General features: G+C 64.6%; 23 protein-coding genes and 1 pseudogene. 10 read left to right on the forward strand and 14 right to left on the reverse strand.

Features of this window, described 5'->3' with window-relative positions:
- The first annotated feature begins 10 nt into the window (after positions 1-10).
- Positions 11-652: an orotate phosphoribosyltransferase gene (pyrE, locus tag E3U47_RS01705; RefSeq protein ID WP_011536401.1), complete on the forward strand. Its 642-nt coding sequence runs from the start codon at positions 11-13 to the stop codon at positions 650-652.
- A gap of 57 nt (positions 653-709) precedes the next feature.
- On the opposite strand, the gene E3U47_RS01710 is transcribed toward pyrE, so the two are convergent.
- The 8 genes and pseudogenes from E3U47_RS01710 to coaBC form a co-directional block, all read right to left on the reverse strand.
- Complete coding sequence (locus E3U47_RS01710; RefSeq protein WP_134689196.1) at positions 710-916, reverse strand: hypothetical protein; 207 nt, start codon at positions 914-916, stop codon at positions 710-712.
- 204 nt (positions 917-1120) lie between these two features.
- On the reverse strand, positions 1121-1780 hold the full coding sequence (locus E3U47_RS01715) for a DUF799 domain-containing protein (RefSeq protein WP_134689197.1): 660 nt from the start codon (positions 1778-1780) through the stop codon (positions 1121-1123).
- Complete coding sequence (locus tag E3U47_RS01720; protein ID WP_134689198.1) at positions 1777-2145, reverse strand: DUF4810 domain-containing protein; 369 nt, start codon at positions 2143-2145, stop codon at positions 1777-1779. The genes E3U47_RS01715 and E3U47_RS01720 overlap by 4 nt, the downstream gene beginning before the upstream one ends.
- A 27-nt stretch (positions 2146-2172) precedes the next feature.
- A complete protein-coding gene (locus E3U47_RS01725; RefSeq protein ID WP_028689939.1) occupies positions 2173-2853 on the reverse strand; it encodes a CsgG/HfaB family protein in 681 nt (226 codons plus the stop codon).
- A 245-nt stretch (positions 2854-3098) separates the two neighbouring features.
- Entirely contained in the window at positions 3099-4004 is a 906-nt protein-coding gene (argB, locus tag E3U47_RS01730) for an acetylglutamate kinase (protein ID WP_134689199.1), read from the reverse strand.
- Between the two features lie 30 nt (positions 4005-4034).
- Positions 4035-5408 (reverse strand): annotated as a pseudogene (locus tag E3U47_RS01735) (phosphomannomutase/phosphoglucomutase); the annotation flags it as partial.
- Between the two features lie 134 nt (positions 5409-5542).
- The gene (dut, locus tag E3U47_RS01740; protein WP_134689201.1) at positions 5543-5998 is read right to left on the reverse strand and encodes a dUTP diphosphatase; all 456 of its coding nucleotides are present in this window, start codon (positions 5996-5998) and stop codon (positions 5543-5545) included.
- Positions 5999-6003: 5 nt separating this feature from the next.
- The gene (gene coaBC, locus E3U47_RS01745) at positions 6004-7215 is read right to left on the reverse strand and encodes a bifunctional phosphopantothenoylcysteine decarboxylase/phosphopantothenate--cysteine ligase CoaBC (protein WP_134689202.1); all 1212 of its coding nucleotides are present in this window, start codon (positions 7213-7215) and stop codon (positions 6004-6006) included.
- Positions 7216-7343: 128 nt separating this feature from the next.
- Here coaBC and radC point away from each other — a divergent pair, with 128 nt between their 5' ends.
- A complete protein-coding gene (gene radC, locus E3U47_RS01750) occupies positions 7344-8024 on the forward strand; it encodes a DNA repair protein RadC (RefSeq protein WP_134689203.1) in 681 nt (226 codons plus the stop codon).
- Positions 8025-8109: 85 nt separating this feature from the next.
- On the opposite strand, the gene E3U47_RS01755 is transcribed toward radC, so the two are convergent.
- Complete coding sequence (locus E3U47_RS01755) at positions 8110-9699, reverse strand: ABC transporter substrate-binding protein (RefSeq protein ID WP_134689204.1); 1590 nt, start codon at positions 9697-9699, stop codon at positions 8110-8112.
- A 363-nt stretch (positions 9700-10062) separates the two neighbouring features.
- On the opposite strand from E3U47_RS01755, the gene rpmB reads away from it, so the two are divergent.
- Both rpmB and rpmG read left to right on the forward strand, forming a co-directional pair.
- Positions 10063-10299, forward strand: a complete 237-nt coding sequence (rpmB, locus tag E3U47_RS01760; protein WP_003258972.1) for a 50S ribosomal protein L28 — start codon at positions 10063-10065, stop codon at positions 10297-10299.
- A 10-nt stretch (positions 10300-10309) separates the two neighbouring features.
- Entirely contained in the window at positions 10310-10465 is a 156-nt protein-coding gene (rpmG, locus tag E3U47_RS01765; RefSeq protein WP_003253507.1) for a 50S ribosomal protein L33, read from the forward strand.
- Between the two features lie 94 nt (positions 10466-10559).
- Here the strand turns inward: rpmG and E3U47_RS01770 are convergent, their stop codons facing one another.
- On the reverse strand, positions 10560-10919 hold the full coding sequence (locus E3U47_RS01770) for a cupin domain-containing protein (protein ID WP_134689205.1): 360 nt from the start codon (positions 10917-10919) through the stop codon (positions 10560-10562).
- A 196-nt stretch (positions 10920-11115) separates the two neighbouring features.
- Between E3U47_RS01770 and E3U47_RS01775 the strand changes: the two genes are divergently transcribed.
- Together E3U47_RS01775 and E3U47_RS01780 are read left to right on the forward strand one after the other, a co-directional pair.
- Positions 11116-12609 carry an aldehyde dehydrogenase gene (locus E3U47_RS01775; protein ID WP_134689206.1) on the forward strand — a complete coding sequence of 498 codons (1494 nt, stop codon included), beginning with the start codon at positions 11116-11118 and terminating at the stop codon, positions 12607-12609.
- 133 nt (positions 12610-12742) lie between these two features.
- Entirely contained in the window at positions 12743-13882 is a 1140-nt protein-coding gene (locus tag E3U47_RS01780; protein ID WP_134689207.1) for an MFS transporter, read from the forward strand.
- 123 nt (positions 13883-14005) lie between these two features.
- On the opposite strand, the gene E3U47_RS01785 is transcribed toward E3U47_RS01780, so the two are convergent.
- Together E3U47_RS01785 and E3U47_RS01790 are read right to left on the reverse strand one after the other, a co-directional pair.
- A complete protein-coding gene (locus tag E3U47_RS01785) occupies positions 14006-15556 on the reverse strand; it encodes a phospholipase D family protein (protein WP_134689208.1) in 1551 nt (516 codons plus the stop codon).
- A 60-nt stretch (positions 15557-15616) separates the two neighbouring features.
- Positions 15617-17047 (reverse strand): PLP-dependent aminotransferase family protein, encoded by a 1431-nt coding sequence (locus tag E3U47_RS01790; protein ID WP_134689209.1) that lies wholly within the window; start codon positions 17045-17047, stop codon positions 15617-15619.
- Between the two features lie 179 nt (positions 17048-17226).
- Here E3U47_RS01790 and E3U47_RS01795 point away from each other — a divergent pair, with 179 nt between their 5' ends.
- Positions 17227-17442: a DUF1127 domain-containing protein gene (locus E3U47_RS01795; RefSeq protein ID WP_134689210.1), complete on the forward strand. Its 216-nt coding sequence runs from the start codon at positions 17227-17229 to the stop codon at positions 17440-17442.
- A 68-nt stretch (positions 17443-17510) separates the two neighbouring features.
- Here E3U47_RS01795 and E3U47_RS01800 read toward each other — a convergent pair whose 3' ends face one another.
- A complete protein-coding gene (locus tag E3U47_RS01800) occupies positions 17511-18803 on the reverse strand; it encodes an FAD-binding oxidoreductase (protein ID WP_134689211.1) in 1293 nt (430 codons plus the stop codon).
- Positions 18804-18927: 124 nt separating this feature from the next.
- On the opposite strand from E3U47_RS01800, the gene E3U47_RS01805 reads away from it, so the two are divergent.
- On the forward strand, positions 18928-19281 hold the full coding sequence (locus E3U47_RS01805) for a YkgJ family cysteine cluster protein (RefSeq protein WP_134689212.1): 354 nt from the start codon (positions 18928-18930) through the stop codon (positions 19279-19281).
- Positions 19282-19285: 4 nt separating this feature from the next.
- Here the strand turns inward: E3U47_RS01805 and dadR are convergent, their stop codons facing one another.
- On the reverse strand, positions 19286-19774 hold the full coding sequence (gene dadR / locus E3U47_RS01810; RefSeq protein WP_003258963.1) for a transcriptional regulator DadR: 489 nt from the start codon (positions 19772-19774) through the stop codon (positions 19286-19288).
- Between the two features lie 155 nt (positions 19775-19929).
- Between dadR and dadA the strand changes: the two genes are divergently transcribed.
- Both dadA and alr read left to right on the forward strand, forming a co-directional pair.
- The gene (gene dadA, locus E3U47_RS01815; RefSeq protein ID WP_134689213.1) at positions 19930-21231 is read left to right on the forward strand and encodes a D-amino acid dehydrogenase; all 1302 of its coding nucleotides are present in this window, start codon (positions 19930-19932) and stop codon (positions 21229-21231) included.
- A gap of 142 nt (positions 21232-21373) precedes the next feature.
- Positions 21374-22447, forward strand: coding sequence for an alanine racemase (alr, locus tag E3U47_RS01820; protein ID WP_134689214.1), 1074 nt, complete (start codon positions 21374-21376; stop codon positions 22445-22447).
- The last annotated feature ends 72 nt before the right edge of the window (positions 22448-22519 follow it).

Raw genomic sequence — 22519 nt, forward strand, 5'->3', positions numbered from 1 at the left:
GGGACCTTTCATGCAGCCGTATCAGCGCGACTTCATCCGTTTTGCCATCGATCGCGGCGTTCTGCGCTTCGGTGAATTCACCCTGAAATCGGGGCGTACCAGCCCGTATTTCTTCAATGCCGGCCTGTTCAATACAGGTTCCGCGCTGGCCCAGCTGGGGCGTTGCTACGCCGCGGCCATCGTCGACAGCAAGATCCCCTTCGATGTGCTCTTTGGCCCGGCGTACAAGGGTATTCCGCTGGCGGCGGCCACTGCGGTGGCCCTGGCCGAACAGCACCAGCTCGACGTGCCGTGGTGCTTCAACCGCAAGGAAGCCAAGGATCACGGCGAGGGCGGTAGCCTGGTCGGCGCGCCGCTGGCCGGTGACGTGCTGATCATCGACGACGTGATCACCGCCGGGACCGCTATCCGCGAGGTCATGCAGATCATCAACGCCCAGCAGGCCAAGGCCGCTGGCGTGCTGATCGCGTTGAACCGCGAAGAGCGCGGCAATGGCGAGCTGTCGGCGATTCAGGAAGTCGAGCGCGACTTTGGTATCCCGGTGGTCAGCATCGTTTCGCTGACCCAGGTTCTGGAGTTCCTGGCCGACGATCCGCAGCTCAAGCAGCATTTGCCGGCGGTCGAAGCCTACCGTGCCCAGTACGGTATCTGAGGTAGCAGCGGCCACGAGAAAGGCGACCTGAGGGTCGCCTTTTTTCATGCCTGTGATTCAACGGCCATTGGGGTAGGGATCCCGCTCGGCATCGCCGGCGCCAGTGAGGATCTTCCACGCACGCTTGGGGTGGGGGATGACGTTGAAGTCGGGGCAGGGCGGCAATGATTTCTTGCTCTGGTTGGAGTACTCGTAACCGCAATCCGCGCATGCGTAGCTGCCTGCGGAAACATCGCTGCCGTAGGGTACCTCGTCTTTTTTCATCGCTGGATCTCCTAAGTGTGAGAAGTGTCCATGCTAATCAGGCGATGAAAACAGGTGTTGTAGTACCTGTCCGGCATTGCTGTGGGAAGACTCTAAAGCGGGCGTGAATCCGTAGGAGCCGGCTTGCCGGCGAACACCGGCGTAGCCGGTGCCATTAACCGCGTCGCCTGGTTCGCCAGCAAGGCTGGCTCCTACCGTTATCGGTCAGTCGGTACCGTATTTCGGCGAACGTGGCCCGTACAAGATCCCACCGTTGGGGTACGGCGACAGCAGGCGCGCGCTGGTGATCCCGGCGATCGGGTAGCCGGCATCGTCCTGCACGCTGCTGATGACCTGGTTGATCGCGGCGGCTACCAGCATGCCGATCAAGCCGCCCTGGTTCTGCCGGCCTTCCTCGCTCGAGGCGGTGGCGCTGCCGGTCCACAGGGTGGCGCCGGTCTTCAGGTCGACCAGCTTGGCGCTGGCGGTGACGATGGTCGCGCTGCTGAGGATCATGTAGCGGGTGCCGTAGTCGCTGACAGTCACGTACAGGCCAGCGTCGGCGCCGAAGATCTCCTGCAGCTTGGCCACTGGCAGCTGATGGATATCGGCCGGCGTGGTCATGCCGTTCTGGCGGAACGTCTCGTCCACCAGGGCGACCGGCATCACGTAGTAGCCGGCTTCGGCCAGTGGGTAGGTAGCCTGGGACAGCATGCTGTAGGTGGCTTTTACATCCGGCGACTCGTTCAGCGGCGGCAGGATCAGGATCGATTTCGGCCGGCTCTGCTTGTAGGCCGAGTAGTCGATGCTCTTGCGCTCGGCGCAGCCAGCGAACAGCGCCAGTACGCAAACGCCGACGATCAGGCGGGACAGGTGCTGGATCATTGCTTGGCCCCTTTGCTGGCGTTGCTCATCAGGAAGTCCATGTACTTGGCCGACTCGGGGAACAGCGCCTTCTCGGTGCGCAGCTGCTGGATCATCTGGTCATCCTTGCCCAGGCTGGAGTAGAGCAGGCCAAGCTGGGCGTGATAGCCCGGCGGCACGGCGCCGTTCTTGGCCTTGATCTTCTCCAGGTCGCGCTCCAGGGCGATTGCCTGTTCTTCCTTGGAGTCGCCCTTGAGGTAGCTGTAGACCTGCGGCTGGTAGCTTTCCCATTGGTACAGGGGTTTCGGGGTGTTGCAGCCGGACAGCAGGGCGCCGCCCAGCAACAGGCCCGCGACGGTACGCAGGGCCGGGGAGGTGATGTTCATCGAACGGTCTTCCTTGGCTTGTTCGCGTTACTGGGCCTGGGGTTTCCACTGGCCGCTTTCGACGGCGCCGACCAGCTTGTTCACCGCTTCGCGCATGGCCAGGTCGAGGACCTTGCCGTTGAGGGTCGAGTCGTAGCTGGCGGTGCCGCCGAAGCCGATGACTTCGCGGTTGGACAAGGCGTATTCGCCCGCGCCCTGGCTGGAGTACACCACCTCGGAGGTGCTGATATTGACGATGTTCAGCGCCACCTTGGCGTAGGCGATCTGGGTTTTGCCACGGCCGAGGATGCCGAACAGCTGGTGATCGCCGACTTCCTTGCGGCCGAACTCGGTGACGTCGCCGGTGACCACGAAGTCGGCGCCCTTCAGGCGTTGGGCCTGGCCTTTGATGGCGGCTTCCTGCTGGATCTCGCCCATGTTGTCGCGGTCCAGCACATTGAACCGGTTGGTCTGCTGCAGATGGGTGATCAGGATGGTCTTGGCCTGGCCGCCGAGGCGGTCGACGCCGTCGGAGAAGATGCCGCGCATGTAGCTGGAGCGGTTGTCGAACTTACCCACGGCGATGGGCGTGCGCACGCCGCTGTAGGGGCGGTTGACGCTTTCGACCTGTTGCACGGCAACAGCGGTGGAGGTTTCAGTGGCGCAGCCGGCGATGGACCCGACAGCCAGGGCGGCTGCCAGCACGAGTCCTTGTGATGCGTATTTCACGCGAGTTCTCCAGGTAAATAGAAACTATTTGCAACGAGCGTGCATTCTGCCACGTTGTCTCGGCAGTTTACCGGGATTCTTGATGGTCAAAGATGAAGGTTGGTGGCCTTGAGCCATCTTCTTGCGTGTGTCGGCGCAAGGTCCGTAGGAGCCGGCTTGCCGGCTCACACCGGCGTAGACGGTGCCATGCACTGCGGTGCTTGTTTCGCCAGCAAGCTGGCTCCTACGGTCTGCGCCCGGCTGGATCAGCGCGGCTTGCGGTTGGTGATCAGGGTGCCCACGCCGCTGTCGGTGAAGATCTCCAGCAGCACGGCATTGGGCACGCGGCCGTCGATGATGTGCGAGCTGTTGACCCCGCCCTGGACGGCGTCCAGCGCGCATTTGATCTTCGGCAGCATGCCACCGTAGATGGTGCCGTCGGCGATCAGTTCATTGACCTGCTCGGTGGTCAGGCCGGTCAGGACTTCACCTTGCTTGTCCATCAGGCCGGCGATGTTGGTCAGCAGCATCAGCTTCTCGGCTTTCAGCGCCTCGGCCACCTTGCCCGCCACCAGGTCGGCGTTGATGTTGTAGGACTCACCGTTGGCACCCACGCCGATCGGCGCGATCACTGGGATGAAGTCGCCCTTGACCAGCATGTTCAGCAGGTCGGTGTTGACGCTCTCGACTTCGCCGACGTGGCCGATGTCGATGATTTCCGGGGTGGTCATCTCGGGCGTCTGGCGGGTGACGGTGAGCTTGCGGGCGCGGATCAGTTCCGCGTCCTTGCCGGTCAGGCCAATGGCGCTGCCGCCATGGCGGTTGATCAGGTTGACGATGTCCTTGTTGACCTGGCCGCCCAGGACCATCTCCACCACGTCCATGGTCGCCGCGTCGGTGACGCGCATGCCGTCGACGAAGCGGCTTTCGATCGACAGGCGCTTGAGCAGGTCGCCGATCTGCGGGCCGCCACCGTGCACGACCACCGGGTTGATGCCCACGGCCTTCATCAGCACGATGTCACGGGCGAAGCCGGTCTTGAGCTCCTCGCTCTCCATCGCGTTGCCGCCGTACTTGATCACCAGGGTCTTGCCGACGAAGCGGCGGATGTAAGGCAGTGCTTCGGACAAAACCTCGGCTACATGGGAAGCGGCATCGCGATCGAGGGTCATGCAGGGCTCCAGGTAAGGAACGGATAGTCGTCAGAACGGCAGTTGCAGGCCTGGTTCGACCCGCAGCAACTGCGTGCGGAATACAGCCTTGATACGGTCGAGCTCCGCCGCGCTGTCGGCCTCGAAGCGCAGCACCAGCACCGGCGTGGTGTTGGAGGCGCGGACCAGGCCCCAGCCGTGGGGGTAGTCGACCCGCACACCGTCGATGGTGGTCAGGCTGGCATCGCCCCAGTCGGCGTTGCGTTGCAGAGCATCAATGATGCTGAATTTACCCTCGTCGGTCACATCAATGTTGATTTCCGGCGTGGAAATATCGTTCGGGAACGCGGCGAACAGGCTTTCGGCGTCCTGGCTGGCCTTGCTGAGGATCTCCAGCAGGCGCGCGGCGCTGTAGATGCCGTCGTCGAAGCCGTACCAGCGCTCCTTGATGAAGATGTGCCCGCTCATCTCGCCGGCCAGCAGCGAACCGGTCTGCTTCATCTTCTTCTTGATCAACGAGTGGCCGGTTTTCCACATTAGTGCGCGGCCCCCATGCTGTTCGATCAGCGGGGTCAGGCGGCGGGTGCATTTGACGTCGAAGATGATCTCGGCGCCTGGGTTGCGCGACAGCACGTCCTGGGCGAACAGCATCAGCAGACGGTCGGGGTAGACGATGCTGCCAGTGTTGGTCACCACGCCGACGCGGTCGCCGTCACCGTCGAAGGCCAGGCCGATATCGGCACCGGTCTCTTTCACCTTGGCGATCAGGTCGACCAGGTTTTCGGGCTTGCCCGGGTCCGGGTGGTGGTTGGGGAAGTTGCCGTCGACTTCGCAGAACAGCGGGATGACGTCGCAGCCCAGCGCTTCGATCAGTTGCGGAGCGACCACGCCGGCCGCGCCGTTGCCGCAGTCGACCACCACCTTCAGGCGCTTGGCCAGCTTCACGTCGGCGACGATCTGCTGGAAGTAGCGATCAAGGATCTCGACCTTTTCCACGCGGCCTTCGCCGCGGGTCAGGTCGTTGGTCTTCAAGCGCGTCAGCAAGGCCTGGATCTGCTCGTTGGCGAGAGTGTCGCCGGCGATGACGATCTTGAAACCGTTGTAGTCCGATGGGTTATGGCTGCCAGTGAGCATCACGCCCGACTTGCCGGCCAGCACATTGGCCGCGTAGTACAGCGCCGGGGTCGGCACCAGGCCGACATCGCTGACCTGGCAACCGGCGTCGGCCAGGCCCTTGATCAGTTGCTCGACCAGCATCGGGCCGGACAGTCGACCATCACGGCCGACCGAGATCTGTGGCTCGCCCTGGGCGAGGGTCTGGGCGCCGATGGCGCGACCGATCCAGTAGGCGGTCTCGGCATGCAGGGTCTTGCCGACCACGCCGCGGATGTCATAGGCGCGGAAGATGCTGTCGGGCAGTGCGGGGACCAGCTGGGCCATGTCGTTCATCTCTGGGACTCCAAGTATTCAAAGGCTTCTGGGCAGGCACAAACTGAACGCTTGGACGGTGCTTTCGCCAGAGAGTTCGCCATCCATGGCCCCGACGGTCGGCTGTCGACTCAGCGGGTGCCCGAGTGGCCGAAGCCGCCGGCGCCGCGCTGGGTCTCGTCGAACTGCTCGACGATGTCGAAGTGCGCCTGTACCACCGGCACCAGGATCAGCTGGGCGATACGCTCGCCGACGGTGATGGTGAATGGCGTGTTGCCGCGGTTCCAGCAGGACACCATCAGCTCGCCCTGGTAGTCCGAGTCGATCAGGCCGACCAGGTTGCCCAGCACGATGCCGTGCTTATGGCCCAGGCCCGAGCGCGGCAGGATCATGGCGGCCAGGCCCGGGTCGCCGATGTACACCGACAGGCCGGTGGGGATCAGCAGGGTCTGGCCCGGCTCGAGGACGGTGTCCTCCTTGAGCAGGGCGCGCAGGTCGAGGCCGGCCGAGCCAGGGGTGGCGTACTGCGGCAGGGGGAATTCGGAGCCCAGGCGTGGGTCGAGGATCTTGGCTTGAAGAGCGTGCATGTAACTTATTGAACCTGGTTGAGCCGTTCGGCGATGAAGGCGACCAACTGGCGGGCAATCTTGCCTTTGCTGGTCTGCGCGAAGAGGGTTTGATGCTGCTGCCGGTCGATCACGGTCAGGGCGTTTTCCTCGCTGTTGAAGCCGATGCTGGGGTTGGCCACATCATTGGCGACGATCAGGTCGAGGTTCTTGTCCTTGAGCTTGCGCGTGGCGTAGTCGAGCAGGTGCTCGGTTTCGGCGGCGAAGCCGACGCTGAACGGGCGATCGGCACGACCGGCAATGGTCGCAAGGATATCGGGATTGCGCACCATCTGCAGCAGCATGCCGTCGCCGGTGGTGGGATCTTTCTTGAGCTTCTGCGGGGCGACGACCTCAGGGCGGTAGTCCGCGACCGCAGCCGAGGCAATGAACAGGTCGCAGGGCATGGCCGCCTCGCAGGCCGCGAGCATGTCTCGGGCGCTGACCACGTCGATGCGGCTGACCCGATCAGGCGTCGGCAGGTGCACCGGACCGGTGACGAGGGTTACCCGGGCCCCAGCCTCGGCGGCCGCCTCGGCCAGGGCGAAGCCCATTTTCCCTGAACTATGGTTGGTGATGTAGCGCACCGGGTCGATATTTTCCTGGGTCGGACCGGCGGTGATCAGCACGTGCTTGCCGGTCAGGGCTTCGCGCTTGAAGCTCTCGGCCGCGCACCAGGCCAGGTCCGTGGCTTCGAGCATGCGGCCCAGGCCGACGTCGCCGCAGGCCTGGCTACCCGAGGCCGGGCCGAACACCTGGATGCCGCGGCGCTTGAGCAGTTCGAGGTTGTCTTGCGTGGCCTGGTCGCGCCACATCGCCTGGTTCATCGCCGGGGCCACGGCCACGGTGGCGTCAGTGGCCAGCACCAGGGTCGTCAGCAGGTCGTCGGCCATGCCCTGGGCCATGCGTGCCATCAGGTCGGCGGTGGCCGGGGCGATCAGCACCAGGTCGGCCCATTTGGCCAGCTCGATATGGCCCATGGCGGCTTCGGCGGCGGGGTCGAGCAGATCCAGGTGCACTGGGTGGCCGGACAGCGCCTGCAGCGTGAGCGGGGTGATGAACTCGGCGCCACCTCGGGTCATGACCACGCGCACCTGCGCGCCGTGTTCCAGGAGTCGGCGAATCAGCTCGGCGCTCTTGTAGGCGGCGATGCCGCCACCGACGCCGAGAACGATGCGCTTGCGATACAACCGCTGCATAGGCCTTGCCTTATTCCAGTGAAAGCGGGTGGCGACGTTGGCTGCCTGCGGCAGAACGTCGCATCTGCGAAGCGAACTAGATTAACACAGCGCCCGGAGGGGCCGCAGTAACGCAGGAGGGGGGGGGCATGAACATCAGGGAGTGGCCGCCGCAGGAGCGGCCGCGGGAGAAACTGCTGCTGCGGGGGGCGGGTAGCTTGTCGGATGCCGAGCTGTTGGCGGTGTTTCTCGGTTCCGGGGTGCGCGGGCGTAATGTGTTGGAGCTGGCGCGCGGTCTGTTGCGCAGGTTTGGCGGCTTGCGCCAGGTGCTTGAGGCCGACCGCGAGGCGTTTGTCGGCGAGCTGGGGTTGGGCCCGGTCAGGTTCAGCCAGTTGCAGGCATTGCAGGAAATCGGTCGCAGGCACCTGGCGATGGCTATCGAGCGCGAGTCGGCCATGGATAGCCCGCAGGCCGTGCGGCGCTATTTGAAGGCCATGTTGCGGCATGAGGCCAGTGAGGTGTTCGGTTGCCTGTTCCTGGATACCAAGCACCGTCCGCTGGCGTTCGAGATCCTGTTTCGCGGCACGATCGACCGGGCGAGCATCTACCCGCGGGAGGTGGTGCGTCGGTCGCTGCTGCACAACGCGGCGGCGTTGATACTGTGCCACAACCATCCGTCGGGGAGTTGCGAGCCGAGCCAGGACGACGTGCACTTGACGCAGGTCTTGAAGCGTTCACTGGCGTTGATCGATATCCGGGTGCTGGATCATGTCATCGTCGGTGAGGGTGAGCCGTTGTCGATGGTCGAGCATGGGTGGTTGGCGGGTTAGCTTGCGACAGGCCTTGCTGGCTCTTTCGCCGGCACGCCGGCGCCTACCGGTTTAACCCGTAGGAGCCGGTCCAGCCAACCAGATCTCAGCGAATCACCGATACCTTGCTGAAATCCTGTCGCCCGAACGGGTTCGCCTGGTAACCCTCCACGCCTTGGCGCAACAGTGCCGCCGCCGTCGGATGGGCCAGTGGCAGCCACAGTGCCTGCTGCTGGATCAGCGTCTGCGCCTGCTGGTAGAGGCGGCTGCGCACACTCTGGTCGTTGGTGGTGCGTCCGGCGTTGATCAACTGGTCGAGGCGGTTGTCGCAGAACCGTGCGAAGTTGGTCCCCGACTTGACCGCCGCGCAGGAAAACTGCGGGCTGAGGAAGTTGTCCGGGTCACCGTTGTCGCCGGCCCAGCCCATGAACAGCAAGTCATGCTCGCCGGCCTTGGCACGGCGGATCAACTCGCCCCACTCGATGGTGCGGATCTCGGCCTTGATGCCGATCTTGGCCAGGTCGGCCTGGAGCATCTGCGCGCCCAGGCTGGGGTTGGGGTTGAGCAGGCTGCCCGACGGGCGGGTCCAGATGGTGGTCTCGAAGCCCTTGGCCAGGCCCGCCTTGGCCAGCAGCGCCTTGGCCTTCTTGTGGTCCATGGCGTAGCCGGGCAGGTCCTTGGCGTAGCTCCAGGTGTTGGGCGGGTAGGGGCCGTTGGCGGCGATGGCAGTGTCTTCGAACACGGCCTTGAGATAGGCCGGCTTGTCGAAGGCGAGGTTGATCGCCTGGCGCACCTCGGGTTTGTCCAGTGGTGGGTGCTGGCTGTTGATAGCGACGAAGGCGGTCATGAACGCCGGGGTGGTGGCGACCTTGAGGTTGCCATCCTTGCCGGCTTCGGCGATGTCCAGCGGCTTGGGCGACAGGGCCACCTGGCATTCGCCGCGCTTGAGCTTCTGCAGGCGCACGTTGGCGTCCGGGGTGATGGCGAAGATCAGTGGGTCGACGGCTGGCTTGCCGGCGAAGTAATCCGGGTTGGCGCGGTAACGCACCATGGCGTCCTTCTGGAAGCGCTGGAACACGAACGGCCCGGTGCCGATCGGCTGGCTGTTGAGTTTTTCCGGGGTGCCGGCCTTGAGCAGCTTGTCGGCGTACTCGGCCGAGTAGATCGAGGCGAAGCCCATGCTCAGGGTCGCCAGGAAGGTGGCGTCGGCGTGGGTCAGGGTGAAGCGCACGGCATGCGGATCTGGCGCATCGATGGCCTTGATCAGGCTGCCCAGTTGCAACGATTGCGCATGCGGATAGCCGCCTGGAGCGGTCTTGTGCCAGGCATGGGCGGGATAGAGCATGCGCTGGAAGCTGAACAGCACGTCGTCGGCGTCCAGTTCGCGGGTCGGCTTGAAGTAAGGAGTGGTGTGGAACTTCACGTCCGGGCGCAGCTTGAAGTCGTAGATCAGGCCGTCGGGCGACACCGTCCAGCTTTGCGCCAGGCTCGGCACCACCTTGCCTGCTTCGGCGTCGAACTCGACCAGGCGATTCATCAGCGTGTCGGCCGAGGCGTTGGTGGTGGTCAGCGAGTTGTACTGCACCACGTCGAAGCCTTCGGGGCTGGCTTCGGTGCATACCGCCAGCGGCGCAGCCTGGGCCAGGCCGGCGGTGCACAGCGCGGTGAAAAAGAGGGAGAGGGCGGCGGCACGCATGGTGGCTCCTTGGCTGGTGAGATGGCCCATCTGCCGGTGCAGTCTGGAAATCGTCCTACCCTAGTGCGCGTTTTCCGAAATGACCACTCCCTTTTTCCATTGCCTGGCGACGAGTGGTCGACAGTGCGGCGGGCGAGTCGCTATGCTGCTCGCGCGCAATTTGCAGCACGGCGATGCTCATCTTCTGTTGTTGCAGCGTAGTCTTTCTGGTATAAAGCAGCGCTCTTTTCTAGGGGCTCGGCCTGTCGCATCAGCGGATCCGGTCGATAAGACCTCCAGAATCACGGCGCCTGGCGCCAAAGACTGAGAGATTAAGCGGCCAACCCATGCCGGGTTGGGCATGTGGTTTTAGAGGGCTGAGTCATGTCGAGAGTCTGTCAAGTTACTGGTAAGGGTCCAGTAACCGGGAACAACATTTCCCACGCAAACAACAAAACCCGTCGTCGTTTCCTGCCGAACCTGCAGCACCACCGTTTCTGGGTTGAGTCCGAGAAGCGTTTCGTGCGTCTGCGCGTATCCGCCAAAGGCATGCGCGTCATTGACAAGCGTGGTATCGACGTAGTGCTGGCCGAGCTGCGCGCTCGCGGCGAAAAGTTCTAAGGAGAACGTCATGCGTGAATTGATCCGTCTGGTTTCGAGTGCCGGTACCGGCCACTTCTACACCACCGACAAGAACAAGCGCACCACTCCGGACAAGATCGAGATCAAGAAGTACGATCCGGTCGTCCGCAAGCACGTGGTGTACAAGGAAGCCAAGATCAAGTAATTGATCGGCAACCTGAAAAAACCCGCATCTGAAAGGACGCGGGTTTTTTTATGCCTGTCCGAACGGCATCGTCGGGCAAGCCCGCTCCCCGTGCTTACTTCTGCTCGAACAGCACGTAGATCTTGCGGCACGGCTCCAGCACCTCCCAGGTGCCCTTGAAGCCGGCCGGGATGACGAAGCGGTCACCGGCGCGCAGGGTCTTGGCGTTGCCGTCCTGGTCGCGCAGCACCGACACGCCCTGGACGATCTCGCAGTATTCGTGCTCGGTGTAGCTCACCGTCCATTGCCCCACCTCACCCTCCCAGACGCCGGCGGCGAACTGCCCGCAGGGGCTGGCGTAATGGTTGTAGACAGCCTGGTCAGGCTCGCCCTTGAGGATTTTCTCCGCCGCCGGGCGGTAGCGTTCGGCCTCGGTGAGTACCTGGGCAAAATCGACGATGCTGGCGATGCTCATGGTGGTTCCCCTGTTGTTGTTTAATAAAATGCACATCAGTAGGCGTTTAGGCCATTCGTGTCAAATATATTGATAGTTTCCCCGCCCTGGTTTAGGGTGTCGGGTGCCGGTGTGCGTTCGTCGCCCGGCCAGAATTTCTGACAGCGCCCGTGAGTCCTCAGTGCGGCGTTGCACCTTAACAAGAGAGGAGTTTCCTATGACCACCCTGACTCGTGCGGACTGGGAACAGCGTGCCCAGCAACTGAAGATCGAAGGCCGTGCCTTCATCGACGGCGAATACACCGATGCCGCCTCCGGTGAAACCTTCGACTGCCTGAGCCCGGTGGACGGACGCTTCCTGGCCAAGGTCGCCAGCTGCGACCTGGCCGACGCCAACCGCGCCGTCGACAACGCCCGCGCGGTGTTCGAATCCGGTGCCTGGTCGCGCCTGGCCCCGGCCAAGCGCAAGGCCAAGCTGATCCGTTTCGCCGATCTGCTGCGCAAGCACGTCGAGGAACTGGCCCTGCTCGAAACCCTCGACATGGGCAAGCCGATCGGTGACTCCTCTTCCATCGACATTCCCGGCGCGGCCCAGGCCATCCACTGGACTGCCGAAGCCATCGACAAAGTCTACGACGAAGTCGCGCCGACCCCGCACGACCAGCTCGGCCTGGTTACCCGCGAGCCAGTGGGTGTGGTTGGCGCCATCGTGCCCTGGAACTTCCCGCTGCTGATGGCCTGCTGGAAACTCGGCCCCGCCCTGGCCACCGGTAACTCGGTCGTGCTCAAGCCATCGGAAAAGTCGCCGCTGACCGCCATCCGTATCGCCCAGCTGGCCATCGAGGCCGGTATCCCGAAAGGCGTGCTGAACGTGCTGCCAGGCTACGGCCACACCGTGGGCAAGGCCCTGGCCCTGCACATGGACGTCGACACCCTGGTGTTCACCGGCTCGACCAAGATCGCCAAGCAACTGATGGTGTATGCCGGCGAGTCGAACATGAAGCGCGTCTGGCTGGAAGCCGGTGGCAAGAGCCCGAACATCGTCTTCGCCGACGCCCCTGACCTGCAGGCCGCCGCCGAGGCCGCGGCCAGTGCCATCGCCTTCAACCAGGGCGAAGTCTGCACCGCAGGTTCGCGCCTGTTGGTCGAGCGCTCGATCAAGGACAAGTTCCTGCCGATGGTGGTCGAGGCCCTCAAGGCCTGGAAGCCAGGCAACCCACTGGATCCGGCGACTACCGTCGGCGCACTGGTCGATACCCAGCAGATGAACACCGTGCTGTCGTACATCGACGCCGGTCACCAGGACGGTGCCAAGCTGCTGGCTGGTGGCAAGCGCATCCTCGAAGAAACCGGCGGCACCTACGTCGAACCGACCATCTTCGACGGCGTGACCAATGCCATGAAGATCGCCAAGGAAGAGATTTTCGGCCCGGTACTGTCGGTGATCACTTTCGACACCGCCGAAGAAGCGGTGGCGATTGCCAACGATACGCCGTATGGCCTGGCTGCCGGGATCTGGACCGCGGATATCTCCAAGGCCCACAACACCGCCCGCGCCGTGCGTGCCGGCAGCGTCTGGGTCAACCAGTACGACGGCGGCGACATGACCGCGCCGTTCGGTGGCTTCAAGCAGTCGGGCAACGGCCGTGACAAGTCGCTGCACGCCCTGGACAAATACACCGAGCTGAAGGCGACCTGGATCAAGCTGTGATCCAGTAACGTCTCATTGCGGGGCTCGTGGGAGCGGGCTTGCCCCGCGATGATCCGCAGACAGCCGGGCCGGTTCACGCCGTCCCGGCTTTGTCGTCTCTGTCATACACGATTTGCGCTGAAAGGAGGCTGTGATGCGTTGGGGAACCTACTTTGCCGTACTGGCCGCAGTGCTCAGTGTCGGGCTCGCGCTCGGCGTGAGCATGCCGCTGGTGTCCTTGCGCCTGGAGGGCTGGGGCTACGGTGGGTTTGCCATTGGCGTGATGGCGGCGATGCCGGCGCTCGGCGTGCTGGTCGGTGCCAGCTTGTCCAGCCGCCTTGCTGGCTGGGTCGGCGTACCCACGGCCATGCGCTTGTGCCTGTGGGGCGGGGCGTTGTCGATCGGCCTGCTGGCGCTGCTGCCCAGCTATACGCTGTGGCTGTTGCTGCGACTGATGATCGGCATGTCGCTGACAGTGGTGTTCATCCTCGGCGAAAGCTGGATCAACCAACTGGTGGTCGAGCAGTGGCGTGGTCGGCTGGTGGCGCTGTACGGTAGCAGTTATGCCCTGAGCCAACTGGCCGGGCCGCTGGTGCTGGGTTTCCTGGGCTCGGACGATGATTTCGGGTTCTGGGCGGCTACCGGCTTGTTGCTGGTCGCGCCGTTGATCCTGTTGGGGCGCGGTGGCGCGCCGACCACCGAGGCGTGCAGCGTTACCCTCGTCGACCTGTTCGGCTTCTGCCGGCGCCTTCCGGTGATCGCCTGGGCCATCGCCTTGTTCGCCGCGTTCGAGGCGATGATCCTCACCCTGTTGCCGGTGTACTGCCTGCAGCAGGGCTTCACGACTGAAGTGGCCTTGTTCATGGTCAGCACGGTGGTGGTGGGGGATGCGCTGTTGCAACTGCCGATTGGCGCACTGGCCGACCGCATGTCGCGGCGCACGCTGTTCAGCGGTTGCGCCGTGACCCTGCTGCTGTCGAGCCTGGCGATTCCGTTGCTGTTGCATACGCTGGCGATCTGGCCGTTATGGGTGCTGTTCGGCGCCAGTGCCGGTGGCTTGTTCACATTGTCGCTGGTGCTGATTGGCGAGCGCTACCGGGATGACGCGCTGGTGCGGGCCAACGCCCATGTGGCGCAGCTGTGGGGGATTGGCTGCCTGATCGGGCCGTTGCTGGCTGGGGCGGGTAGCCAATGGATCAGCGGGCATGCGTTGCCGTTGCTGATGGCGGTGGGCGCGGCGGGGTTGGTGTTGCTGACCCGGCGGCGGGGTGCCTTCGAGCCGGCGTCGGCCTGATCCATCCTGGGGCTGCTGCGCAGCCCATCGCGGCACAAGGCCGCTTCTACAGAAGATCGCGGTCTCCTGTAGGAGCGGCCTTGTGCCGCGAAAGGGGCGCAAAGCGCCCCCGAGCAATCCCAATTACAACATCTTCTCCAGCCCGACCGCCTTGCTGATCCAGGCATTGAAGCGCCGCCACAGTCCGCCGGGCTCGGTCGCCAGCATGTGCCGCTGGCCATTGTCCTCGGTCGCCCAGGCCAGCTTGCCGTCCACCAGCTTCACTTGGTAGCTCAGTGCCGGGGCCATGCCCTGCACCGCCAGTTCGCGGGTGTACTCAGCCAGCTCCGGGCTGTCCACCAGCACGCCGACTTCGGTGTTCCACAACACCGAGCGCGGGTCGAAGTTGAACGAGCCGATGAAGGTCTTGCGTCGGTCGAAGACCATCGCCTTGCTGTGCAGGCTCGAATCAGAGCTGCCGTGAAAGCCAAGCCGCAGTCGCGGCGAGCCGGGCTGGCGGCGCAGCTCGTACAGCTGTACGCCGTGCTCCAGCAGGGCGCGGCGGTAGGGCGCGTAGCCACCGTGCACCGCTGGCACATCGGTGGCCTCCAGCGAGTTGGTCAGCAGCTTGACCGAGGTGCCGGCATCGGCCCGGCTGGTGAGGTACAGCAGGCCCGGTTCGCCCGGCACGAAATAGGCCGACACCAGGATCAGCTCCTTGTGCACGGCGTTCAGGTCCGGGGCCAGTTGTTGGGTCAGCAGCAGTTGCGGGTCTGGCTCGTCATCGGCCAGTACCTTGCTGGGTGCGTCCCACAGTGCCTGGCCGTGGGCCCAGATCAGCTCGTTGCGCCAGATGTCCAGGCGCGGTTCGGTCTGGTAGGCCATGAGCCGGTCGTACAGGGCCTTGCGCTGGGTACGCGCCTGGGCCAGGGACACTTCCAGGCGCTGCCGGCTGCGCCACAGGTCGTCAGCGTCGGGCGGCCACCAGAGGAAGTCGCCGATGGGGCGGCTCAGGGCGCTGTTCCAATACTGGTCGAAACTGTGGCCGAGCTGCGCGGCCACAGGCCCGACGCCCAGCAGGTCGATGTCGGTGAAGTTGAGGTTGGGCTCGGCGTCGAAGTATTCGTCGCCCAGGTTGCGCCCGCCGACGATGGCCATGCTGTTGTCCACCAGGAACAGCTTGTTGTGCATGCGCCGGTGCTGGCGCGACAGGTTGAACAGCCGACCGACGGCGCGGGTCGCCCCGGTGCTGCGCCCCAGGTGCAGGGGGTTGAACACGCGGATATGGATGTTTGGGTGGGCGGCGAGGGTACCCATCAGGTTGTCCAGGCCGTCGCTGGTGGTGTCGTCGAGTAGGATGCGCACGCGCACGCCGCGGTCGGCGGCGCGCAGCAGCTCATGTACCAGCGCGCGGGTGCTGAGGCCGTCGTGGACGATGTAATACTGCAAGTCGATGCTGGCCTGGGCGTTACGGATCAGTTCGGCGCGGGCGCGAAACGCCTCGTTGCTGTTGGGCAGCAGGCGAAAGCCCGAGCGCCCTTCGTAGGGCGCGGCCTGGCGCTGCACCGAACGGCCGAACGGCGAGTCGCTGGCTGGCAGGGCCTGACTGACTTCGCGGGGCGTGCCGACGCTGGCGCAGCCCGACAGGCCGAGCAGCAGCGCCAGCAGCACAGGCAAGGCGCGCTGGAGTCTCAAGGGTGGATCGTCCTGTGTAGCAAGGGCTTATGGGGTTTGACCGTGGCAAGCGGCGCAAAGTTACCCGTCGGTGCGTTCGGCATCCAGTAGACGAAGGGCGGTTTCACCGACCTTGCGCACGGCGGCCTCGACCTGCGCCGTCGGCCGGGCGGCGAAGTTCATGCGCAGGCAGTTGCGGTACTTGCCCGAGGCCGAGAAGATGCTGCCGACGGCGATCTGTACACCTTGTTCCAGTAAAGCGCGGTTCAGGCGCAGCGTATCGAAACTTTCCGGCAATTCCACCCATAGCATGAAACCACCCTGTGGCCGGCTGGCGCGGGTGCCGGGCGGGAAGTAGCGGGTCACCCAGTCGCACATCAGGTCGCGGCCGCGCTGGTACTGGCTGCGCATGCGCCGCAGGTGCGGTTGGTAGTGGCCTTCGGCGATGAAGTCGGCGACCGCCAACTGCGGCTGGCAGGCGGTGCTGCCGGTGCTGATGTACTTCATGTGCAGCACCCGTTCCAGGTAGCGCCCTGGCGCCACCCAGCCGACCCGCAGGCCGGGGGCGAGGGTCTTGGAGAACGAACTGCACAGCAGTACCCGGCCATCGTCGTCGAATGACTTGAGGGTACGCGGACGCGGGTAGGTGTAGGCCAGGTCGCCATACACATCGTCCTCGAGGATCGCCACGTCGTAACGCTGGGCCAGCGTCAGCAAGGCCTTCTTGCGCGCTTCGGGCATGATGTAGCCCATCGGGTTGTTGCAGCTGGGGGTGATCTGGATGAGCTTGATCGGCCATTGCTCCAGGGCCAGTTCCAGGGCCTCCAGGCTGATCCCGGTGATCGGGTCGGTGGGGATCTCCAGGGCTTTCATGCCCAGGCCCTTGAGCGTCTGCATGGCGCCATGGAAGCTGGGCGAGTCGACCGCGACGATATCGCCGGGCTGGCACACCGCGCGGATGCTGCATGACAACGCCTCATGGCAACCGGTGGTCACCACCAGGTCGGGCGGGCCCAGGCGGCAGCCGGAGTCGAGCATCAACCGGGCGATCTGCTCGCGCAGGTGGGCGTTGCCGTGGATGTTGTCGTAGTACAGGCCGGGCATGTCCATGCGCCGGCTGATCTGCGCCAGGCTGCGCAGCAGTGGCTTGAGCGTGGGGCTGTCGACATCGGGCATGCCGCGGCCTAGCTGGATCACGTCGGGGCGCGGCGTGGCGCGCACCAGTTCCAGCACTTGTTCCCACTGGGAGATATCCACCGGCCGTTGGGCTGGTCGGCTGATGTCGGGCAGGGCCGGGAGCTGGCGGTCCTCGGCGACGAAGTAGCCGGACTTGGGCCGGGGCGATACCAGGCCGTTGTCCTCCAGCAGGCGGTAGGCCTGCTGCACGGTGCTCAGGCTGACGCCGTGTTCCACACTCAGGGCACGCACCGACGGCAGGCGCTGGCCCGGGCGATAGAGGCCTTGTTCGATGCGCGAGCCAAGCAGCTCGGCCAGGTTGAAGTAGAGCGTCACGGGATACTCCTGCGCAGGGTGCGGATCAGGTACCGATACAGATAGCCAGAAAATACTGCATTCAGCCGAGTTTGTGCCAATTCTGTATGGAAATAATAAACCGGTGTTGGATCTGTATCCTCGGTCGTCTGGCGCGCATGCTCACTCCACAGTATCAGCTGAGTAGGGAGAGTACGGCGATGGGAAGCATGAGCGATGTGCGTGTGCAGTTGTTGGCCAAGGAACTGGAGGCAGGGCAGCGAACCCAGGTCTACGACACTCGCCTTGGCCTGATGCTGCACCGATGGCGCACCCGCAAGGCCCTGCTGGACCTGGATGCGCGCCAGTTGCAGGATATCGGGTTGAGCTGCGAAGAGGCGTGGAAAGAGGGCTGCAAGCCGTTCTGGAAGGCCTAGCGGATGGCGCCGGCCCCGCTGGTCAGGCGGCGCCCAGGACGGTCCATGGCCTGCTTCGGCGGGTAGCGTCAGACCAGCTCCTTGAGCCGGTACCAGAGCATGCCCAGCGCCAGTAACGGCGAGCGCATCAGCTTGCCACCGGGGAAGGTCGGGTGCTGCACCTTGGCGAACAGGTCGAAGCGCCCGCCCTCTTGGCCGCTGATGGCCTCGCCCAGCAGGCGTGCGGCCAGGTGGGTGGCGTTCAAGCCATGGCCGGAATAGGCCTGGGCGTAATAGACGTTGGGCTGGCTGGCCAGGCGGCCGATCTGCGGCAGGCGGTTGGCGCCGATGCCGATCATGCCGCCCCACTGGTAGTCGATGCGCACGTCGGCCAGTTGCGCGAACACCTTGAGCATCTTCGGCCGCATGTAGGCAGCGATATCCCTTGGGTCGCGCCCGGAATAATGGCAGGCGCCGCCGAATAGCAGGCGGTGGTCGGCGGACAGGCGGTAGTAGTCCAGCGCCACACGCTGGTCGCATACCGCCATGTTCTGCGGCAGCAGTTGCCGCGCGCGCTCCTCGCCCAACGGCTCGGTGGCGATGATATAGCTGCCGGCGGGCAGCACCTTGCCGCCCAGTTCGCGGTTGAGGTCGTTGTGGTAGGCGTTGCAGCACAGCACCAGGGTCTTGGCCCGCACCCGGCCCTGCGCGGTGTGGACCTTCACCTCGGGGCCGTAGTCGATGCGGGTAACCTGCGATTGCTCGTACAGGCGTACACCCAGGCGGCTGGCGGCGGCGGCTTCGCCGAGCGCCAGGTTGAGCGGGTGCAAATGGCCGGAGCCCATGTCGACCAAGCCGCCGACATAACGATCGGAGCCTACGATCGTATGCAGGTCGGCGGCCTGCACCAGGCGCAGTGGGTGGCGATAGCCGAGGCCGCGCAGTTCCTCGGCGTCTTCGGCGAAGCCTTGCAACTCGGCGGGCTTGTTGGCCAGGTCGCAATAACCCCAAGTCAGGTCGCAGTCGATGGCGTGGCGCTCGACGCGTTCGCGGACGATCTCCACCGCCTCCAGGCCCATCAGCTTCATGCTGTGCACACCGTCCTCGCCGATGATCGGGAGAAACTGTTCCAGGCCATGGCCGACGCCGCGGATAAGCTGGCCGCCGTTACGCCCGCTGGCGCCCCAGCCGATCTTGCGCGCCTCGAGGAGGATCACCGAAAGGCCGCGCTCGGCCAGCTCGATGGCGGTGTTCAGGCCCGAATAGCCGCCGCCGACGATGCACACATCGGCGCTGTGCTCGCCTTGCAGGAACGGATGGTCTGGATGCGGCGCGCTGCTGGCGGCGTAGTAGGAGGCGGCGTGCTGCGCGCTATGGACCATCGGTCGATTCCTGGGTTGAGACGAAAGGGGGAGGATAGGCAGTTGGCCAATCGCGGGGCAAGTCGCATCGGCGCAGCGCGATTGGGCTTATAATCCAGCCACATTCATCGTTCTGTCCTCGGTCATGCCCTGCAACCGCCACAAGATCCACTTCCTGCGCGAACTCATCCCCTCGTTCGAGTGCGAGCCCGGCTGTCACGATTGCTGCGGCCCGGTCACCACGTCCGCCGAAGAAATGGCCCGCCTGCCGCGCAAGACCCAGGCCGAGCAGGACGTCGCGCTGGAACGCCTGGACTGCGTGCACCTGGGGCCTGATGGCTGCACGGTGTATGAAGAGCGGCCGATGATCTGCCGCCTGTTCGGCACCACGCCGCGCCTGGCCTGCCCCCGCGGCCGTGGCCCGCAGCAGCCGATCGACCCGGCGGCCGAACAGCTGGTCCACAACTATATCGCCAGCACCCGTCAGGTGCTGGTCTGAGGCTTCAGTCCGGAATCGGCAGGCACAGGCTCTCTTTGACTTCCTCCATCACGATGTAGCTCTTCGACTCACGCACATGCGGCAGCTTGAGCAGGATGTCGCCGAGTAGCTTGCGGTACGAGGCCATTTCCGAAATGCGAGCTTTCACCAGGTAATCGAAGTCCCCCGACACCAGGTGGCATTCCAGCACATGGGGCAGCTTGAGTACCGCGCGGCGGAACTCTTCGAAGGTATCGCCGGATTTGTAGTCCAGGCTGATCTCGACGAACACCAGCAGGCTGCCCTTCAAGTGCTGCGGGTTGAGGCGGGCGTTGTAGCCCATGATGATCCCCTCGCGCTCCAGGCGCCGTACGCGCTCGGTGCAGGGGGTGGTGGACAGCCCGACTTTCTCGCCCAGTTCGGTGAACGAGATGCGCCCGTCATTCTGCAGGATCCGCAGGATGTTGCGGTCGATCTTGTCCAGTTCACGCTTGCTCTGGTGCTGGGTTCTCATAGGGGATGCCCCTCCGTGAAAGGCGATATTGCCGAGAATTCTCGCCAAATATAGGCGTTTATATAGTGAATTGCACTGGGCTCTAGTTCATACAATGCGCGCATCCATGCCATATCAACAAAAGACTGCGGCGAGCCGCGTGCGAGGGATGAACAATGCGAGTGCTGGTACTTGGTAGCGGTGTCATCGGAACCGCCAGTGCCTACTATCTGGCCCGGCAAGGTTTCGAGGTGACGGTGGTCGACCGCCAACCGGCGGTAGCCATGGAAACCAGCTTTGCCAACGCCGGCCAGATCTCGCCCGGCTATGCCTCGCCCTGGGCCGCCCCAGGCGTGCCGCTCAAGGCCGTCAAGTGGCTGCTCGAGCGCCACGCGCCCCTGGCCATCAAGTTGACCGGCGATGTCGACCAGTACCTGTGGATGGCGCAGATGCTGCGCAACTGCACCGCCAGCCGTTACGCGGTGAACAAGGAGCGCATGGTGCGCCTGTCCGAGTACAGCCGCGACTGCCTCGACGAGCTGCGCGGCGAAACCGGCATCGCCTACGAGAACCGCAGCCTGGGCACCACCCAGCTGTTCCGCACCCAGGCCCAGGTGGATGCCGCGGCCAAGGATATCGCCGTGCTCGAGCAGTCCGGCGTGCCTTACGAGTTGCTCGACCGCGATGGCATCGCCCGCGTCGAACCGGCCCTGGCCGGAGTCAAGGACATCCTGGCCGGCGCCCTGCGCCTGCCCAACGACCAGACCGGCGACTGCCAGCTGTTCACCACCAAGCTCGCCGAGATGGCCATCAAGCTGGGTGTCGAATTCCGTTTCGGCCAGGATATCCAGCGCCTGGACTTCGCTGGTGATCGCATCAACGGCGTGTGGATCGACGGCAAGCTGGAAACCGCCGACCGCTACGTGCTGGCGCTGGGCAGCTACTCGCCGCAAATGCTCAAGCCGCTGGGCATCAAGGCGCCGGTATACCCGCTCAAGGGCTACTCGCTGACCGTGCCGATCACCAATGGCGACATGGCACCGACCTCGACCATCCTCGACGAGACCTACAAGGTCGCCATTACCCGTTTCGACAACCGCATCCGTGTTGGTGGCATGGCTGAAATCGCCGGTTTTGACCTGTCGCTGAACCCGCGTCGACGCGAAACGCTGGAGATGATCGTCAACGACCTTTATCCTCGCGGCGGCGACCTGAGCCAGGCGAGCTTCTGGACCGGCCTGCGCCCGGCCACCCCGGACGGCACCCCGATCGTCGGGGCGACCAAGTTCCGTAACCTGTTCCTCAACACCGGTCACGGCACTCTGGGCTGGACCATGGCCTGTGGTTCCGGCCGCCTGCTGGCTGACCTGATCGCGCGCAAGAAACCGCAGATCAGTGCCGAAGGCCTGGACATTTCCCGCTACGGCAACAACCGGGAAGTGGCCAAGCACGGTCATGCCGCGCCTGCGCACCAGTAAGCGCTTCGACGGTACTGGCTCTATCGCGGGACAAGCTCACGCCCACTCAGGCTCAACCGGCCAATGTGCGAGCGGGCTTGCCCTGCGATAGGGCCGGTATGCTCCACCCATCAACACCAGAACACTTCAAAAGGCTGCCGCCATGCGCCCCGCCCGTGCCCTGATCGACCTCCAAGCCCTCCGACACAACTACCGCCTGGCCCGTGAGCTGACCGGCGCCAAGGCATTGGCCGTGGTCAAGGCCGATGCCTATGGCCATGGCGCGGTGCGGTGCGCCCTGGCCCTGGAAACCGAGGCCGACGGCTTTGCCGTGGCCTGCATCGAGGAGGCGCTGGAGCTGCGCGCGGCGGGCATCAAGGCACCAGTACTGTTGCTCGAAGGCTTCTTCGAGGCCAGCGAGCTGGCGCTGATCGCCGAGCATGACCTGTGGTGCGTGGTGCATTCGCCCTGGCAGCTCGAAGCGATTGAAAAGACGCAGGTGCACAAGCCGCTGACCTTCTGGCTGAAGCTGGACACCGGCATGCATCGGGTCGGTATTCACCCCAAGGACTACCATGACGCCTACCAGCGTCTGCTGGCCAGCGGCAAGGTTTCGCGCATCGTGCTGATGAGCCACTTCGCCCGCGCCGATGAACTGGACGCCGCCGCCACCGAGGCGCAGGTCGCGGTGTTCGAGGCCGCTCGCCAGGGCCTGGCCGCCGAATGCAGCCTGCGCAACTCGCCGGCCGTGCTCGGCTGGCCGAGCATCAAGAGCGACTGGGTACGCCCGGGCATCATGCTCTACGGCGCCACCCCCTTCGAGGTGGCACAAGCCGAGGCTACCCGTCTGCAGCCGGTGATGACCCTGCAATCGCGGATCATCAGCGTGCGCGAACTGCCTGCCGGAGAGCCGGTTGGCTACGGCGCCAAGTTCATCAGCCCGCGCCCGACCCGGGTCGGCGTGGTTGCCATGGGCTATGCCGATGGCTACCCGCGCCAGGCACCGACTGGCACTCCGGTGGTGGTGGCCGGCAAGCGCGCCCAGCTGATCGGGCGGGTGTCGATGGACATGCTCTGCGTCGACCTCACCGAGGTGCCCGAGGCCACCGTCGGCAGCCCGGTCGAGCTGTGGGGCAAGCAAGTGTTGGCCAGCGACGTGGCGATGCAGGCGGGGACCATTCCGTACCAGATCTTCTGCAATCTCAAGCGCGTGCCACTGGACTATATCGGCGAATAAGGCGCTGAAGCGGACAGGCTGCGGGGCTGTGTGTTGTAAATACTGAACGGCATTGCCATCATATCGTTCACA

It is taken from the genome of Pseudomonas sp. RIT623 (assembly GCF_004519305.1).
Classification (GTDB): Bacteria; Pseudomonadota; Gammaproteobacteria; order Pseudomonadales; family Pseudomonadaceae; genus Aquipseudomonas.

Bases quoted from the DNA above. Each gene is read 5' to 3' on its own strand.
- pyrE (WP_011536401.1), top strand. From the start codon at position 11: ATGCAGCCGTATCAGCGCGACTTCATCCGTTTTGCCATCGATCGCGGC.
- E3U47_RS01710 (WP_134689196.1), bottom strand. From the start codon at position 916: ATGAAAAAAGACGAGGTACCCTACGGCAGCGATGTTTCCGCAGGCAGC.
- E3U47_RS01715 (WP_134689197.1), bottom strand. From the start codon at position 1,780: ATGATCCAGCACCTGTCCCGCCTGATCGTCGGCGTTTGCGTACTGGCG.
- E3U47_RS01720 (WP_134689198.1), bottom strand. From the start codon at position 2,145: ATGAACATCACCTCCCCGGCCCTGCGTACCGTCGCGGGCCTGTTGCTG.
- argB (WP_134689199.1), bottom strand. From the start codon at position 4,004: ATGACCCTCGATCGCGATGCCGCTTCCCATGTAGCCGAGGTTTTGTCC.
- dut (WP_134689201.1), bottom strand. From the start codon at position 5,998: ATGCACGCTCTTCAAGCCAAGATCCTCGACCCACGCCTGGGCTCCGAA.
- coaBC (WP_134689202.1), bottom strand. From the start codon at position 7,215: ATGCAGCGGTTGTATCGCAAGCGCATCGTTCTCGGCGTCGGTGGCGGC.
- radC (WP_134689203.1), top strand. From the start codon at position 7,344: ATGAACATCAGGGAGTGGCCGCCGCAGGAGCGGCCGCGGGAGAAACTG.
- E3U47_RS01755 (WP_134689204.1), bottom strand. From the start codon at position 9,699: ATGCGTGCCGCCGCCCTCTCCCTCTTTTTCACCGCGCTGTGCACCGCC.
- rpmB (WP_003258972.1), top strand. From the start codon at position 10,063: ATGTCGAGAGTCTGTCAAGTTACTGGTAAGGGTCCAGTAACCGGGAAC.
- rpmG (WP_003253507.1), top strand. From the start codon at position 10,310: ATGCGTGAATTGATCCGTCTGGTTTCGAGTGCCGGTACCGGCCACTTC.
- E3U47_RS01770 (WP_134689205.1), bottom strand. From the start codon at position 10,919: ATGAGCATCGCCAGCATCGTCGATTTTGCCCAGGTACTCACCGAGGCC.
- E3U47_RS01775 (WP_134689206.1), top strand. From the start codon at position 11,116: ATGACCACCCTGACTCGTGCGGACTGGGAACAGCGTGCCCAGCAACTG.
- E3U47_RS01780 (WP_134689207.1), top strand. From the start codon at position 12,743: ATGCGTTGGGGAACCTACTTTGCCGTACTGGCCGCAGTGCTCAGTGTC.
- E3U47_RS01795 (WP_134689210.1), top strand. From the start codon at position 17,227: ATGGGAAGCATGAGCGATGTGCGTGTGCAGTTGTTGGCCAAGGAACTG.
- E3U47_RS01800 (WP_134689211.1), bottom strand. From the start codon at position 18,803: ATGGTCCATAGCGCGCAGCACGCCGCCTCCTACTACGCCGCCAGCAGC.
- E3U47_RS01805 (WP_134689212.1), top strand. From the start codon at position 18,928: ATGCCCTGCAACCGCCACAAGATCCACTTCCTGCGCGAACTCATCCCC.
- dadR (WP_003258963.1), bottom strand. From the start codon at position 19,774: ATGAGAACCCAGCACCAGAGCAAGCGTGAACTGGACAAGATCGACCGC.
- dadA (WP_134689213.1), top strand. From the start codon at position 19,930: ATGCGAGTGCTGGTACTTGGTAGCGGTGTCATCGGAACCGCCAGTGCC.
- alr (WP_134689214.1), top strand. From the start codon at position 21,374: ATGCGCCCCGCCCGTGCCCTGATCGACCTCCAAGCCCTCCGACACAAC.